This window comes from Devosia sp. (genome assembly GCF_036563435.1).
GTDB lineage: Bacteria > Pseudomonadota > Alphaproteobacteria > Rhizobiales > Devosiaceae > Devosia.
On the sequence record NZ_DATCMJ010000001.1, the window covers coordinates 159,966 to 174,875 of the forward strand.

Sequence of the window (14,910 nt, forward strand, 5' to 3'; positions counted from 1 at the left end):
CCAGCTGCGCTAGAACCCCTACCGGATCCCCGCGCAGAACCCTTGGATCCGCGCCACCGCCTCCGCCAGCTCCGCATCGCTCGCCGCATAGCTCAGCCGAAAATGGCCCGACAGCCCGAACGCCGTGCCATGCACCAGCGCCACGCCGGTTTCCTCCAGCAGCGCCATGACGAAATCCTCGTCCGTCGCCAGCAGCGTGCCCCCGGCACTGGTCTTGCCCAGCAGCCGCTTGCACGAGGGGAACACATAGAACGCCCCCTCCGGCACGAGGCAATCCAGCCCAGTGTTAGCGTTCAGCCCGCTGACCACCATGTCGCGCCGACGCTGGAACACGTCCCGCCACTCCGCCAGAAACTCTTGCGGTCCATTGAGCGCCTCCACCGCTGCCCATTGCGCGATCGAGCTCGGATTGGTGGTCGACTGGCTCTGCAGCTTGGTCATGGCCGCCAGCAGCGGCCGCGGCCCGGTGCAATAGCCGATGCGCCAGCCGGTCATGGCATGCGACTTCGACACGCCATTCATGGTCAGCGTCCTTGGCCGCAGAAGTGGCTCCACCTGCGCGATGGTGGCGAATTGCCCGCCGTCATAGACCAGCACTTCGTAGATATCATCGGTCAGGATATGCACATGCGGATGCCGCAACAGCACCTCGGCCAGACCCTTGAGCTCCCCGGCCGAATAGGCCGCGCCCGTCGGATTGCTCGGCGTATTGAGGATCAGCCACTTGGACTTGGGCGTAATCGCCGCTTCCAGCACCTCCGGCTTGAGCTTGAACCCGGTTGAGTCGTCTGCCACCGCAAAGACCGGCTCGGCACCACACAGGCGCACGATCTCGGGATAGCTCACCCAATAGGGCACCGGCACCACCACCTCGTCGCCGGGGTTGAGCGTCGCCATCAGGGCGTTGAAGATGATCTGCTTGCCGCCCGAGGCCACGAAACAGTCCGCAGCCGTCACCTCGAGCCCGTTGTCGCGCCGGAACTTGGCGGCAACCGCCTCCTTGAGTTCGGGGATGCCGTCCACATTGGTGTAGCGCGTCTTGCCTTCGTTCATCGCGCGGATGGCAGCTTCGCGCACATGGAGCGGCGTGTCGAAGTCGGGCTCACCGGCCGAGAGCGCGATGATGTCGCGCCCGTCCCGCGCCATGTCGCGCGCCTTCTGGCTGATCGCAACCGTCGCCGACGGCGCCACGCGCCCCAGTGCCTCCGACAAAAATCCCATCACAGCCTCCCAAATGCCGGCAGACTGATATTGCCTTGGCGCACGCGAGGCAAGTTCAGGCGCGCGGCGGCGCCGTCGTTTCGCGCACGACGAGCCTGGTCTCGAGATATCGCTTGCCCGTCATCTGCTTGCCGCCCAGCGCCGCATCCACGGCCATCTGCGCGATCTCGGCCATTGGCTGTTCCATGGTGGTCAGCGGCGGGGTTGCCACTTCCGCTTCCGGCACACCGTCGAATCCCACGATCGAAACGTCTCCGGGCACGTTCATCCCGTGCCGGAAGAGCCATTCAACGGCCCACATGGCGACCTTGTCCGACATGGCGAGGATGGCCGTAGGCGTCGTCTCGGCGCCCATCATCAGCTCCATCATGGCCTGTGTGCTGGCACGCGTTTCCCGCGTCTCATAGATCGGCACGCTGCCGATGGGTATGCCGGCGGCCTCCAATGCCTCCCAATAGCCTAGCGCCCGGTCCCGCGAGGTTGAATACATCGCCGCCCGCACATGCGCTTCGTCAACCGGGCCCATGCCCTCAAGCCCGAAGGTTGTCGCCAGCACCGCAAGGTTCCGATGCCCCAGTCCGATGAGGTGCTCCGCTGCGGCCCTTGCACCCGAGACATTGTCGACGCCGATGGCCGGAATGCTGTCGTCATCCCCGCCAATGGCCAGGGCGACGTAGGGAAGTTGCCGAGCGCGCGTCACTTCAACAAGCCTGTCCCCGCCCTCGACGCAGAGCAGGATAAAGCCGTCGACCACCGCTGACTGGATATTCCAGTCTACCCGCTCATCGCTGAGTGCCGAGACAAGGGCAACCCCTGCCCCCTGTGCGTCGCAGATATTGGAAATGTGCCTGAGCAGGTCGCGCGCCCACGGATCCTCGAAGAAATAGCTCAGCGGCTCGATCGCCGCGACACCGACAGCATTGACCCTTCCTTGGCGCAGCAGCCGCCCTGTGATGCTGGGGCCGGCATAACCCATCTCCTGGGCGACCTTGAGGACATGCTCGCGCACCTCCTCGCGCACCAGATCGGGCTTGCTGAAGACGTTCGAGGCTGTCCCCTGCGACACGCCCGCAGCCTTAGCCACGTCGCGGAGTTTGACCGTACCGTCTGGCTGCACGCCGCCGCTGCCACTGATTTTCGCTACCATCCCAAAGACATAGCACATAATTTGTACCGGTTCAATTTTCACTTGATTTTGTCTGCGGGGAAGCGCATATTTTGAACCGGTTCAAGACATCGTACACTCGCTTTTTGAATCGATTCAACAGGAGATGAAGATGATCCCCGCAAGTTATATGTTCAAAACTGTCTATGATCAGGCCTGGGAACGTCCCGACACCGAACGCGCCGCGCCGCAGGTGATCCGCCGCGACGGGCTGCTGACGCCAATGCTCCAGCAGATTTGGAACTTTGTTCGCCATCATCCCCCACTTGCCCGGCATCAGTTCCGCTCCCACGCCTATCGTTAGCACCAGGAAAACACCTGCCACATTGCCGCCATGAAATGGTCTGCCGATCACCCCATTGGCCCCAAACTCGAAACGCATTCCGCTGGCTTAGTCGCTCCATCGCAACAGCAAGGTGGACGTCGATCCCATGCACAAATCTGCGTCCCCCAAGCGGAAGTTCAAGCGTATCGCCATCGCGACCACAGCCCTGGTCGGCGGCGGCTCTGTTGCCGCGCTTCTTGCCGGCGTCACGCCCGCGACGGCCGCACACCTGGCCAGCCAGCCTGATGCGCCCATCGTGGCCTTCATGGTGCCGCTGACCATTCTTGTTCTTGTGATGCTCTACGAAGTCGCGCGCATTGCCTTGCGCGGCAACCTGCCGGCGGAAGCAGTTGCTCCCCGGCGCACTCTTCGCCACTGGTCCCCCGGCCGCGGCGAGAGCTGACCTCCACTTCTCCTGACTGACGTTGACCTGGGCCAGCTTCGCGCTGGCCCTTCTTTTTATCAGGTGAGCCGCAACACACCTGCCAGACTTGGCGCAAAGCCTGCTCGTCGGTAGAAATCCTCGAGGTGCGGCTCGAAATCGACATGCAGCCAATGGGCACCGCGCTGCTGCGCCAGGTCCTTGGCCCGCGCCAGCAACAGAAGTCCGACGCCGCGGCGCTGGTAGTCGGCATGCACCGTGGTATCGAGGATAAAGGCGTGAACCCCGCCGTCCCAAGCAACATTGACGAAGCCGACCAGCGCATCGCCGTCGAAAGCCCCCACATGGGCAAGGCTGCGCCCCAGCACAGGCGCGAAACTCTTGGGTCCTTTGCTCTTCCACGCGGAAAGCCACAGCGCATTAATGGCCTCGTCCGTGGGAAACGGATCACTCACGATCTCGATCAAGCCTGCCTCTTTCATTACCAACCTGACCAAGTGTTCATCCCCTCGCAAGGTCGTGAACAGGTCACCTCGTCTAGTGTCGATCCTGCCGGTCCAGCCGGCTCCCATGCAAAGGATTAGACCATGAAACTGATCTCCAAAACCGCCGCGGCGGCTCTCCTCACCGCCACCTTGGGCGCCACTGCCATCGTTCCCGCCTATGCGCAGCAGCCAGTCCCCCAGCAGAGCCACAGCATTTTCCGCGATCATCACGGCGGCCCTCGCAATGGCGGACCGCTTGGTGGAGGCGACTTCCTCAGCTTCGAGCGTGGTGCGGAAGCCATCGAGATCGCCCTGGTGCGCCTCAGCCACCGTGTTGACCTCTCGGCCGAACAGCAGCCACTGTTCGACGCATTCCGCACCGCCGCCTTGGCTGCCGCGACCGATTTCGAGGCGGTAACCGAGAAGCTGCGCCCCGCCGCTCCCGCGGATGATCAGGCCGCCGCAACGCCCGATCTTGCCGAGCGGCTGAACAAGGCCATCGAACTGCAAAAGGCCCGTCTCGCAGCACTCGAAGCGGTACAGCCCGCGGCCGTCGCCTTCTTCGACAGCCTCTCCGAAGAGCAAAAGGCTAACCTCCGGCCCCAGCGGCCGATGCGCGACCGCGATGATCAGGGCGGCTGGGGCATGAATGGTCCGCGCCATCCCGGCCCGTCCGACAACCCGGCTCCGGCACCGTCCGAGGCACCCGCCGAAACCCAGACCAACGGCTAGACCGTTCGGCGCTCCTCCGCCCCTCCAGCGGAGCATCGCCACGGCAGTGGGCCGACCCGCCCCTGCCAGGAACCCCGGCTCTCAACAGCCGGGGTTTGCTTTTGGGCTCCCATCTTCTACCAATCGGGCACCCCGAACTGGATAGACCATGACCGCCCTACCACTCGATTCCGCCCGCCTGCGCGCCCACTTCCCTGCCTTCGGCGAAGCCTCACTAGAGGGCCAGGCGTTCTTCGAGAATGCGGGCGGCTCCTATACATCGCGCCAGGTGCTCGACAAGCTCGACCGCTTCTACCGCGCCACCAAGGTGCAGCCCTATGGTGTGTATCCGGCCTCGCGAGAAGCCGGTGAAGCCATGGACCTGAGCTTCACCCGCATGGCGCAGGCCCTCAACGTCTCGCCCGACTGGATCCATTTCGGCCCCTCCTCGTCCGCCAACACCTACGTCCTGGGCAATGCCTTCGCCGCTTGGCTGAAGCCAGGCGATGTCGTGATCGTCACCGACCAGGACCACGAAGCCAACACCGGCAACTGGCGCCGCCTGGCGCGCATGGGCGCCGAGATTCGCGAGTGGAAGGTTGATCCGCAAACCGGACGCCTGGCCCTCTCCGATCTCGATCGGCTTCTCGACACGAGGGTCAAGCTGATCGCTGCGCCCCACTGCTCCAACATTGCCGGGGAGATCAACCCGGTTGCTGAGATCACCGCACGGGCAAGGTCGGTCGGCGCCGTCACCGCCATCGACGGCGTCAGTTACGCGCCCCATGGCCTGCCGGATGTGACGGCGTTGGGCGCCGACATCTACTTTTTCTCCGCCTACAAGATTTATGGTCCTCACCAGGGCGTCCTTGCCATCCGGCCGGACCTGGCGCTCTCGCTCCCCAACCAAGGGCACTATTTCAACGAGGGCAAGCCGCGCTACCGCCTGACGCCGGCCGGGCCCGACCACGCGCAGATTGCCGCCAGTTCCGGCGTGGTCGACTACCTCGAGGCCGTTGCCTCTATGGCAGGGCCGGAAACGGAGGGAGCCGATCCCTTCCGCCGCGCCCACGCCGCCATGCGCGCCCAGGAAGTTGCCTTGGCCACGCCCCTGCTGAACTACCTGAGCGGCAAGAACTCTGTGCGCCTCATCGGCCCTGCCGATCCCCTCACCCGCGCACCCACCATCGCCCTGGCGCTCGAGGAGCCGGGCGCTGCCGTTGCGGCCCGTCTCGCCCGTCACAAGGTCATGGCCAGCGGAGGCCACTTCTACGCCTATCGCCTGCTCGAAGCCCTGGGCATCGACCCCAACCACGGCGTCCTCCGCCTCTCCTTCGTCCACTACACCACGCCCGAAGAAATCACCCAACTCGTCACCGCCCTCGACGCTGAACTGCCGTAGCCACCTGAACTCTCAGTCTACCCCCCTCCCCCTTGGGAGGAGGCCGGGAGGAGGTGGTGAGCGCCCCGATCCTCGACGCCCCTATCCACCCAGCGAGACCACCATGCCCCGCATCGTCGCCGCCCTCATGCTCCTGATCTGCACCATGCTCTGGGGCTTCGCCTTCGTAGCGCAGAAAACCGCCATGGACTCGATGGGCCCCCTGACCTTCATGGGCGTGCGTTACCTCCTCGGCGGCTTCTGCGTCCTGCCGCTGGCGCTGCTCGAACGGCGCCGCAAGCCTGAAAAGCTGCAACCCGCGCAGTGGAGCACGATCCTCGTCATCTGCCTGGTGTTCTTCTTCGGCTCTTGGCTGCAGCAGGCGGGCCTCGCCACCACGACGGCGACCAATGGCGGCTTTCTCACCAGTCTCTACGTCTTCTTCGTGCCCGTTCTGGGCTTCCTGCTGTTCCGCACGCGCCCGCACCCCATCATCTATGCCTGCGTGCCGCTGGCTCTGGTCGGGACCTACTATCTCAATGGCGGCGGTCTCTCGAGCTTCAACACCGGCGATGCGCTGATCGTCTGCTGTGCCCTCTTCTGGGCTGTCCACGTGACGTTGCTCGGTCGCGTTGCCCAGGCGACTGGCCTGCCCATCTTCGTTTCCGCGCTCAGCTTCCTGGCAGCGGGTGCTATCGCCCTGCCGCTGGCTTTCGCGTTCGAGACACCACAATGGCACCACCTGTCCGCAGGCTGGGTCGAACTCGCCTATGCTGGCATTCTCTCGACCGCCGTGGCCTTCACCTTCCAGGCCGTTGGCCAGCAATATGTGCCGCCTGCCAACGCCGCGATCATCCTTTCCGCCGAGTCGCTGTTTGCAGCCCTGGGCGGCGCCCTGCTCCTGGGTGATCGCCTGCCGCCCATCGGCTATGCCGGCGCAGCGCTGATCTTTATGGCCATTCTCGCCGTGGAGGCCCTGCCGCCGCTATGGGCGCGGCGGCGCATGCACCTGCCGCACCCGACCAATTAGCGCTACTCGGCGTAGCGATACATCTGGTAGGTCTTGCAGATGATCAGCGCCACGCACCCCTTAAGCGTGATCTGGTCCTCGCTCACCTGCGTGATCGTGCCGCCGGCGGTCTGGCCGTAGATGTGGAGGTCCCCCTTCCACTGATTGGGTCCGACCTGTTGCGCGTGATCGATCATCATCGTGTTGAGGTAGGGCAGGTTCTCGGCGTTGTCGGCGCCGTTGCCCAGCCAGATCAGCGTGCCGCACAGCTGCGTGCCGTCGCCGCACATCTCCACCTTGTAGCGGGAATCGCGCATCTCGATCTCCCAGGTGCCCTCGGGCGAGGCCAGCGCCGGCTGCGCCAGCAGCGCCATTGCACCAAGAACCAGAACCGCTTTCCGCATCGCAACAACTCCATTCGGGAACGGGGCGATCCTGCCTCCGGCAAGCTGAACCGCAACTGAACAGCGGCGAGAGCGGCTGTCATGCTCGCGTCATCGAAACAGTTTAGCCTCTCGCCTGTTCCCGGCCCATCCCCAATGGCCCGGACTGCCGCGCCCCACGTCCCCAACGTCGCGCCCGGCTCTGGAGACCCTGGCTGCCAACCCTGGCTCTCCGCCGATCATCGGCTTTCTGGCCGCCCCCGGGCGGCCTCTTTTTTGTGGAGCGCGCGTCATACCCTCTCGCGCAAGTTCCCGCGCTCCGGCACAACCACGCCATGGCCAAGCTTTATTTTTCCTTTGCGGCAATGAACGCCGGCAAGTCCACCTTGCTGCTGCAGGCAGCCTATAACTACCGCGAGCGCGGCATGCGGCCCCTGCTCTACACGTCCTCGCTCTATGTCGAGAACGGCGTCGGCCTCATTTCCTCGCGCATCGGCATTTCCGAGCCGGCCATGCTTTATTCGAGCGAGGACGACCTTTTCCACGCCATCCGCGAGGAAACCGAGAGCGGCAAGGTCGACTGCGTCTTTGTCGACGAGGCGCAGTTCCTCACTCCTGACCAGGTCTGGCAGCTCGCCCGCGTTAGCGATCGCCTGCGCATCCCGGTCATGTGCTTCGGTCTCCGCACCGACTTCCAGGGCAAGCTCTTCCCCGGCTCCGAGCAGCTGCTCGCCATCGCCGATGTCCTGCGCGAAATCCGCACCATCTGCGAATGCGGCGCCAAGGCCACAATGGTGGTCCGCCAAAGCCCAGATGGCCGCGTGCTCACCGCGGGCGAACAGGTCGCCATCGAGAAATCGGTCTATATCTCGCTTTGCCGCAAACACTGGGAAGAAGCCGTCGGCCGCTGGCCCGTGAAAGGACCCTGATCATGCACCACGATGAAACCGAACCCAAGGGCACCCTCACCATCCGCACCCTCGCCATGCCCGGCGACACCAACCCCGCCGGGGACATCTTCGGTGGCTGGGTCCTCTCGCAGATGGACATCGCCGGCTCCATTGCCGCGGTCGAGCGCGTCAAAGGCCGCACCGTCACCGTGGCCGTCGAAGCCATGACTTTTATCGCCCCGGTCAAGGTCGGCGACGTCCTGTGCATCTACACCACCGTCGAGCGCGTCGGCACCACCTCGATCACCGTCGGCATGGAAGCCTGGGCCCGCCGCAACAAGCTGGCCGACCGCGTCAAGGTCACCGAGGGCCGCTTTGTCTACGTGGCGCTCAATGAAGACGGCACCAAGCGGCGGATCGATTCCTGACGCTGTCGTTCAGCCAGCATTCAGCCGCGCCTTTCTAGAAAAAACACCAGCAACGCCGATGCTGGCAAAGCATCGGAGCTGCCCACAATTTCCGTTCCGCCGGAACTCTTTTCCGAGGGTTTCCGTTGGTTCAACCAAATACTGGCCACCGCAAGCGTCGCCCATTCGGGCCGGTTGGACCAGCACTACAGGAGCGCCAAGCATGAACCGTCGTAACCGCAAGACCCTGCTGAATGTCGCCACCGGCGTTGCCGTGGCCACCACTGCACTGGTCGTCTTCCTCCCGGCCGCCAACGCTGCCCCCGGCACGATCACCAGCAACATCAACGTCCGCCAGGGACCTGGCACCAACTATGCCGTGGTCGACACCGTGCGCCGCGGCACCACGGTCGACGTGCAGCAATGCCAGGGGTCCTGGTGCTACATTTCCAAGCCCGGCCCGGACGGCTGGGTCTCGGGTAACTACCTGAGCGCCGCCGGCGGTGGCGTGGTCAATCCGCAGCAGCCCGGCATTTCCTTCGGCTTCTCCACCGGCCCCAATGGCCCCAACATCAATATCGGTGTCGGCCAGCAGCCTCAGCGTCCGCCGCGCCCACCGGTTGTCGTTGAGCCCGCCTATGGTGAGGTCTGCTTCTTTGACCGTACCCGCTTCCGCGGCGAGAGCTTCTGCCTTGAAGAAGGCGACCGCGTCGGCAACCTGGCCGATTGGGCCGACCGCATCTCCTCCATCGACAATCCCGATGGCCTTGAGGTCCAGGTCTGCTCGGAGCGCAACTATCGCGACTGCCGCACCTACACCACCAGCGCCTCCTCGCTGGGTGACTTCGACGACTACGTCGTCTCGGTCCGCGTCCGCTAAGCGGCAGCAACAAGCATCTTCAAAGGCGCGGCTCCGGCCGCGCCTTTTTTGTTTGCCCTCTTGGATCATGGACCTTGTCAGGATAGGTTCGCGCCACTTGCCGGTAGAGGATTGTTGCCATGCGCCTTTTCACCCGTCTCCTGAGTGCTCTCCCCGCCGCCTTCCTGGCGCTGAGCCTGTCCCTCAGCCCCGCTTCTGCCCTCTCCGAGTCGGGCACCCTCGCTTGGAGCACCGATCCGCTCACCCTGCGCGAAGGGCCGGGCACCGCCTATGACGTCACCGGCACAATCGCCGCCGATCTTCACATCAAGGTGCTGCGCTGCCAGCAACTCTGGTGCCTGGTCGATGGCGATACCGGCCGCGGCTGGACCGACAAGAACAACATCTCCTTCGGCAAGACGTCCGCAGACTGGCCCGGCGGCATCAATCCCGATTATCCCAGCGGCGGCACCGCCTGCTTCTACACCGGCAGCAACTATTCGGGCCTCGAATACTGCTTCTCCAGCGGCCGCGTCATCCGCGACCTCCACCTCGCCGGCCTCGACAACCGCTTCAACTCGGTGCGCCTCTACGGCACCTCCGTCGCCGCCTGCCGTGATCGCTTCTTCCAGAGCTATTGCGAACGCATCATCGAATCCCAGCCGGTGCTGGACCAATATCTGCAGGGCGCCCTCTCCTCCGTCCGCGTTTACTGATCTGGCGCACTCTTCGTAGCGGCCCCCACTTCACCTCCGGGCGCGACAGGCGTATCCTTGCTGTGTCGCGCCAATGGAGGAGGCGCCACGCAAGGGGGAAAACATGCCAGCAATTTCGCACTACTTCTTTCGCTCGGCCATTTTGTTTCTGGTGGTCGGGATTTCGGTCGGCATCCACATGTCGGTCAGCGGCAACCACAATGTCACCGGCGCCCACGCCCATATCAACCTGCTCGGCTGGGTAACCAGCGCCCTGTTCGGCGGCTATTACGCGCTCAACCCGGCCAAGGCCACCAGCCGCCTCGCCCTGGCGCAATACGTGATCTACACGCTTGGCGTCATCGTCATGGGCGGCTCGCTCTACCTGGTCCTGCAGGGCACTCCGGGCCTCGAAGGCATTCTCGCCATCGGTTCGCTGACCACCTTCCTGGGCGTCCTGCTCTTTGCCTGGATCGTCTGGTCACCTTCTTCGCAAAAGTTTGGAACCCTTCAGGCCGCCGAGTAGTTGAAACGCGATGTGGGCAGGTTTACCTGCCCGCATCATTCGGGGTGACGTGCGCAGATGGCTCCATTACTGTGCCGGTAATTGGAGCCTGCCTTGCCTGACGAAACCTTGCGCGGCGCGTTGCGCGCACGAACTGCACCTGCCCATGAACAGCTCGACCATGCCGTCGGCCACTTCAGCGATCTGGCCACCTATTGCCACTTCGCCCGCAACACCTATCGCTTCCGCCACGCCGTCGAAGCCGCCATGCTGGCCGCGGAGCCGGTCTGGCCAATCGATCCCGTCGCACATCTGGCTGCCGAGGACCTTGCCGATCTCAGGCTGAGCCGGCCATCGACAACGCCCTTCCCCCTGCCCTTGACCAGCGAGGCGGCCCAACTCGGTGTCGCCTATGTACTGGAAGGTTCGGGGCTGGGCGCGCGCCTCTTGGTGCGCGAGGCGGGCAAGCTTGGCCTCACTTCTGCCTTTGGTGCCCGCCACCTTGCCAGGCAGGCCGCCGATCACGACCGCTGGCGCCGTTTCGTAGCGCTGCTGGATTCCACCAGCGCTGCCACCGACGCTGTCACTGCCGCCGCCGAAGCTACGTTCCGCTTCGCTCTCTCCATTTACGCCGAGCCTGCGCATGAACGAGCTTAGTCCAGTCAATCTTACTAATTGTGACGTGGAGCCCATCCACATCCCCGGCAGCATCCAGCCCCATGGCTGCCTGCTGGCCTGCAATGTCAGCGTCACCTCGATCGTGCGGCACTCTGTCAACAGTCAGGCCCTGCTTGGCGTCGAGGGCGATCTCAACGGTCGGGATCTCGCCAGCATCGTCGGCCACGCCCTCGAGCACGACATGCGCAATGCTTTGGCGCGGACACCCGAGGGCACGCGCTCGGCCCTCCTGTTCAACAAGGCGCTGCCTAACGGTCGCCGCTTCGACATCGCGGTACACCGGTTCAAGGGCAATGCCATCATCGAGTTCGAGCCCGCTGGCGAAGACATTGCCAAGCCTCTAGAACTTGCCCGGGCCATGCTGACCCGTATCTCCGCGCTGCGATCGGTCGACCGGCTCATCCGTGATACCGCCCGGCTGGTCCAGGGCATGCTCGGCTATGACCGTGTGATGATCTACCAGTTCGGCCAGGATGGCGCCGGCAAGGTCATCAGCGAAGCCAAGCGCGCCGATCTCGAAAGCTTTTTCGGCCAATATTTCCCTGCAGGCGACATCCCCGTTCAGGCCCGCGCCCTATACCTCAAGAACACCATCCGCATCATCTCGGATGCCAATTTCGAGCGCATCCGCATCAGTCCGCAGTTCGATCCATCCGGTGAACCGCTCGACCTGTCCTTTGCCCATCTGCGCAGCGTCTCCCCGATCCATTGCGAATATTTGCGCAACATGGGCGTCGGCGCTTCGATGTCCATTTCCATTATCGTGGACGGCGCCCTCTGGGGCCTGATCACCTGCCATCACTACAGCCCCCGCACCCTGTCCATGGCGCAGCGGGTGGCGGCCGAAATGTTCGGCGACTTCTTCTCGCTGCAGTTGACGGCTCTCCGCCACAAGCAGTCGCTCGACGCCGCGACCGCCGCCCGCGACGCACTTGATGGCTTGCTGCGGGCAGCCGTGCGCGTCGAGGACATCAACGAACTTCTGCGCGAACGGCTGGGCGATTTCGGCAAGCTGATCCCGGCGAATGGCCTCGCCATGTGGCTCGATGGCAAGCTGACCCTCTCTGGCAACACCCCGCCTGCCGATGCCATCCCAGGCCTAGCGCGCTTTGCCGATACGGTGACGGAGGGCGGCCGCGTCTGGGCCACCCACAAGCTGTCCGATGTCGTCTCGGGCGCAGATGAATATGCCGAACATGCAGCGGGAGCGCTCGTGCTCCCCTTGTCACAGCGCCCGCGCGACTACGTCTTCCTCTTCCGCAAGGAGATGGTGCAGACGCTGGAATGGGCCGGCAATCCGGAAAAAACCTATGAGTCCGGTCCGCTTGGCGACCGCCTGACCCCGCGCAAGAGCTTCGCCATCTGGAAGGAGACCGTGCACCACCAGTCGACGCCTTGGACCGAACAGGAGCGTGAATTCGCCGATGCGGCACGCGCGGCTCTCGTGGGTGTCATTCTGCAGCATTCTGAACTCCTCGCCGACGAACGCGCCAAGGCCGAAGTCCGCCACCGCATGCTCAACGAGGAGCTCAACCATCGCGTCAAGAACATCCTTGCCGTGATCAAGTCGCTGGTGACGAACCCGGTCGAAGAAGAAAAAACTCTGGAGGCCTACGTTGAGTCCCTCCGCGGCCGCATCCAGGCGCTCTCGCTTGCCCACGATCAGGTGATCCGCGGCGAAGGCGGCGGCGGCCTGCAGGATCTGCTGGAGGCGGAACTGCTGCCCTATCGCGGCAACGGCACCACGATCACCCTGACAGGCCCGAACGTCTGGATGGATGCGCGCTCCTTCTCCATCATGGCGCTGGTGCTGCACGAATTGTCCACCAACGCAGCCAAATACGGTGCCCTGTCCCGTCCTGGCGGGCGGTTGGATGTCACTTGGGACGTCGACAATGTCGGCGCCTGCGACCTCAAATGGGTCGAAAGCGATGGCCCTCTCGTCAGCCCGCCCAGCCGCCGCGGCTTCGGCACAGTGCTGATCGACCGCAGCGTTCCCTTCGACCTCGGCGGCGAAAGCGACGTCCAGTATCACCCCACCGGTGTCGTGGCGCGTTTCCGCATTCCTCCGAAGTTCGTTTCGCTTCGGAGCGTCCGGTCCCAGGCCAAGCCTGCAGCATCGGCCTTTGCGGGCAGCAGGTCCACAGCCCATCTCGCCGGCATCCGGACGCTGATTGTCGAGGACCAGATGCTGATCGCGCTCGACCTCGAGCAGATCCTCGAAGATGCAGGCCTTGAGGTCCTGGCCACCGTCACCTCCTCGGCCGAGGCGCTCGCCTACCTGGAGCGCAATCTCCCCGACCTCGCCGTGCTCGACGTCAATCTGGGCGACGGCAATTCCGAGCCGATTGCCCATGCCCTGCGTGCAAGGAACATCCCCTTCATCTTCGCCACGGGCTATGGCGACGACGGCATCGCCAGGACCCTTGCCGATGTTCCGGTGGTGCGCAAACCCTATTCGCGTGAGGCAATCCTCGCCGAGCTGGGCCGCCTCATGCCGGCGCTAGGCCAGCACTGAGCGGCGTGTCTCGGCGTTGACGAAGAGGGCGGCCACGGCCGCCAGCACCAGCAAGCCGGCAAAGAGCCCGATCGCCAGGTTGAAGTCCTGCACGAAGACTACGGCTAGCAGGGACGGCGCCAGCAGCCCGCCCAGCCGCGCCATGGCCCCGGCCGCCCCCATGCCGGTGGCGCGGGACGCCGTGGGATAGAGCTCGGGCGTGAAGGCATAGAGCGCGCCCCAGGTGCCGAGGAGAGCAAAGCTCATGGTGAGGATCGCCGCGCCGATCAGGTAGCCGTCGCTGGCGACAAGGAACAGCGCGCACCCAGCCGCACTGAGCAGCAGGAAGCCGATCAGCGTCGGCTTGCGGCCCACCGCCTCCACGCCCCAGGCCGCCAGCGCATAGCCGGGGATCTGCGCCAGTGCCACCACCACGAGGAAGCCATAGCCGCGCACATAGCCGAACCCGTCCGCCGCCAGCCGCGACGGCAGCCAGGTGAACACGCCGTAATAGGAAACCGAAACCAGGAACCACACGACGAGGATCGACAGGGTCCTTCGCCGCAGCTCTGGGGAAAACAGCCCCACGCCCTGCACAACCGGGGGAGCCGAGATCGTCGCATCCGGCGGCAGCTTCTCGTGGCCATTGGTGCGCAGCACATCGTTAAGCACCGCCTTCAGCCCCTGCTCGTCCCCCCGCCGCTGCAGGTAAAGCGGCGACTCCGGCACCCACAGGCGCAACCAGATACCGATCAGCGCCGGCAAAGCGGTTACGGCAAAGATCCAGCGCCACGCATCGGCCGGCACGACGAGGCTGGCCACCCATGCGGCAAGCGCGATGACCACGGTGCCCACCGCCCAGAAGCCTTCCAGCATCACCAGCCAGCGGCCGCGATTCCGGGCCGGCAGGAACTCGGCCATCATCGCATAATCCACCGGCAGGGTGCCGCCCACGGCAATGCCGGTAAGGAAGCGCAAGGCAAACAGCACAAGAAGGTTCGGCGCAAAGACCGAGAGGAGCCCGAAAACCGCGTCGCAGGCCACGGTGACCAGCAGCACTCGCCGCCGTCCGAAACGGTCCGCGAGCCGCCCGAAGACGCCGGCTCCGATCAGCATGCCCAAGAAAAACAGCGTTCCTGTCTGCAGCGCCTCGGGCAGCGACACCTCGAACGAAGCCGCGATGGACGCACTGGTAAAGCCCACCGCCAGCACCTGCATGGCATCGGCTGCCCAGACCAGTCCGAAAATCGCCAGCAGGCGCCGCTGAAACCGCCCCGCCCCTGCCCGCTCCAGGATCGCTTCAACCGTCTGCATGCC

At 64.6% G+C, this 14,910-nt stretch carries 17 protein-coding genes; 12 read left to right on the forward strand and 5 right to left on the reverse strand.

Translation table 11 applies throughout. The features are described from left to right. Positions 1 to 18 precede the first annotated feature (18 nt). Together VIL88_RS00725 and VIL88_RS00730 are read right to left on the reverse strand one after the other, a co-directional pair. Entirely contained in the window at positions 19 to 1,221 is a 1,203-nt protein-coding gene (locus tag VIL88_RS00725) for a pyridoxal phosphate-dependent aminotransferase (RefSeq protein ID WP_331984904.1), read from the reverse strand. Positions 1,222 to 1,276: 55 nt separating this feature from the next. After that, a complete protein-coding gene (locus tag VIL88_RS00730) occupies positions 1,277 to 2,368 on the reverse strand; it encodes a LacI family DNA-binding transcriptional regulator (RefSeq protein ID WP_331984906.1) in 1,092 nt (363 codons plus the stop codon). A gap of 130 nt (positions 2,369 to 2,498) precedes the next feature. Between VIL88_RS00730 and VIL88_RS00735 the strand changes: the two genes are divergently transcribed. Both VIL88_RS00735 and VIL88_RS00740 read left to right on the forward strand, forming a co-directional pair. Further along, on the forward strand, positions 2,499 to 2,690 hold the full coding sequence (locus VIL88_RS00735) for a hypothetical protein (protein ID WP_331984908.1): 192 nt from the start codon (positions 2,499 to 2,501) through the stop codon (positions 2,688 to 2,690). Positions 2,691 to 2,817: 127 nt separating this feature from the next. Continuing rightward, positions 2,818 to 3,114: a hypothetical protein gene (locus tag VIL88_RS00740; RefSeq protein ID WP_331984910.1), complete on the forward strand. Its 297-nt coding sequence runs from the start codon at positions 2,818 to 2,820 to the stop codon at positions 3,112 to 3,114. 59 nt (positions 3,115 to 3,173) lie between these two features. Here VIL88_RS00740 and VIL88_RS00745 read toward each other — a convergent pair whose 3' ends face one another. Next, positions 3,174 to 3,560, reverse strand: coding sequence for a GNAT family N-acetyltransferase (locus VIL88_RS00745; RefSeq protein WP_331984912.1), 387 nt, complete (start codon positions 3,558 to 3,560; stop codon positions 3,174 to 3,176). 120 nt (positions 3,561 to 3,680) lie between these two features. Between VIL88_RS00745 and VIL88_RS00750 the strand changes: the two genes are divergently transcribed. The 3 genes from VIL88_RS00750 (at position 3,681) to VIL88_RS00760 (ending at position 6,700) form a co-directional block, all read left to right on the forward strand. Continuing rightward, positions 3,681 to 4,310 carry a Spy/CpxP family protein refolding chaperone gene (locus VIL88_RS00750; RefSeq protein WP_331984914.1) on the forward strand — a complete coding sequence of 210 codons (630 nt, stop codon included), beginning with the start codon at positions 3,681 to 3,683 and terminating at the stop codon, positions 4,308 to 4,310. A gap of 148 nt (positions 4,311 to 4,458) precedes the next feature. Further along, complete coding sequence (locus tag VIL88_RS00755; protein ID WP_331984916.1) at positions 4,459 to 5,691, forward strand: aminotransferase class V-fold PLP-dependent enzyme; 1,233 nt, start codon at positions 4,459 to 4,461, stop codon at positions 5,689 to 5,691. 103 nt (positions 5,692 to 5,794) lie between these two features. Then, positions 5,795 to 6,700 (forward strand): DMT family transporter, encoded by a 906-nt coding sequence (locus tag VIL88_RS00760; protein ID WP_331984918.1) that lies wholly within the window; start codon positions 5,795 to 5,797, stop codon positions 6,698 to 6,700. 2 nt (positions 6,701 to 6,702) lie between these two features. Here the strand turns inward: VIL88_RS00760 and VIL88_RS00765 are convergent, their stop codons facing one another. Continuing rightward, entirely contained in the window at positions 6,703 to 7,083 is a 381-nt protein-coding gene (locus tag VIL88_RS00765; protein WP_331984920.1) for a DUF2147 domain-containing protein, read from the reverse strand. 314 nt (positions 7,084 to 7,397) lie between these two features. On the opposite strand from VIL88_RS00765, the gene VIL88_RS00770 reads away from it, so the two are divergent. The 7 genes from VIL88_RS00770 (at position 7,398) to VIL88_RS00800 (ending at position 13,614) form a co-directional block, all read left to right on the forward strand. Next, positions 7,398 to 7,991, forward strand: coding sequence for a thymidine kinase (locus tag VIL88_RS00770; protein ID WP_331984922.1), 594 nt, complete (start codon positions 7,398 to 7,400; stop codon positions 7,989 to 7,991). A gap of 2 nt (positions 7,992 to 7,993) precedes the next feature. Further along, positions 7,994 to 8,380, forward strand: a complete 387-nt coding sequence (locus VIL88_RS00775; RefSeq protein ID WP_331984924.1) for an acyl-CoA thioesterase — start codon at positions 7,994 to 7,996, stop codon at positions 8,378 to 8,380. A 202-nt stretch (positions 8,381 to 8,582) separates the two neighbouring features. Next, entirely contained in the window at positions 8,583 to 9,239 is a 657-nt protein-coding gene (locus VIL88_RS00780; RefSeq protein ID WP_331984926.1) for an SH3 domain-containing protein, read from the forward strand. A gap of 119 nt (positions 9,240 to 9,358) precedes the next feature. Continuing rightward, positions 9,359 to 9,934 (forward strand): SH3 domain-containing protein, encoded by a 576-nt coding sequence (locus VIL88_RS00785; RefSeq protein ID WP_331984928.1) that lies wholly within the window; start codon positions 9,359 to 9,361, stop codon positions 9,932 to 9,934. 103 nt (positions 9,935 to 10,037) lie between these two features. Further along, positions 10,038 to 10,439, forward strand: a complete 402-nt coding sequence (locus VIL88_RS00790; RefSeq protein ID WP_331984930.1) for a hypothetical protein — start codon at positions 10,038 to 10,040, stop codon at positions 10,437 to 10,439. Between the two features lie 93 nt (positions 10,440 to 10,532). Then, the gene (locus tag VIL88_RS00795; RefSeq protein WP_331984932.1) at positions 10,533 to 11,075 is read left to right on the forward strand and encodes a biliverdin-producing heme oxygenase; all 543 of its coding nucleotides are present in this window, start codon (positions 10,533 to 10,535) and stop codon (positions 11,073 to 11,075) included. Continuing rightward, positions 11,062 to 13,614 carry an HWE histidine kinase domain-containing protein gene (locus VIL88_RS00800; RefSeq protein ID WP_331984934.1) on the forward strand — a complete coding sequence of 851 codons (2,553 nt, stop codon included), beginning with the start codon at positions 11,062 to 11,064 and terminating at the stop codon, positions 13,612 to 13,614. The genes VIL88_RS00795 and VIL88_RS00800 overlap by 14 nt, the downstream gene beginning before the upstream one ends. Here VIL88_RS00800 and VIL88_RS00805 read toward each other — a convergent pair. Next, positions 13,600 to 14,907, reverse strand: a complete 1,308-nt coding sequence (locus VIL88_RS00805) for an MFS transporter (protein ID WP_414650095.1) — start codon at positions 14,905 to 14,907, stop codon at positions 13,600 to 13,602. The genes VIL88_RS00800 and VIL88_RS00805 overlap by 15 nt on opposite strands. Between the last annotated feature and the right edge of the window lie 3 nt (positions 14,908 to 14,910).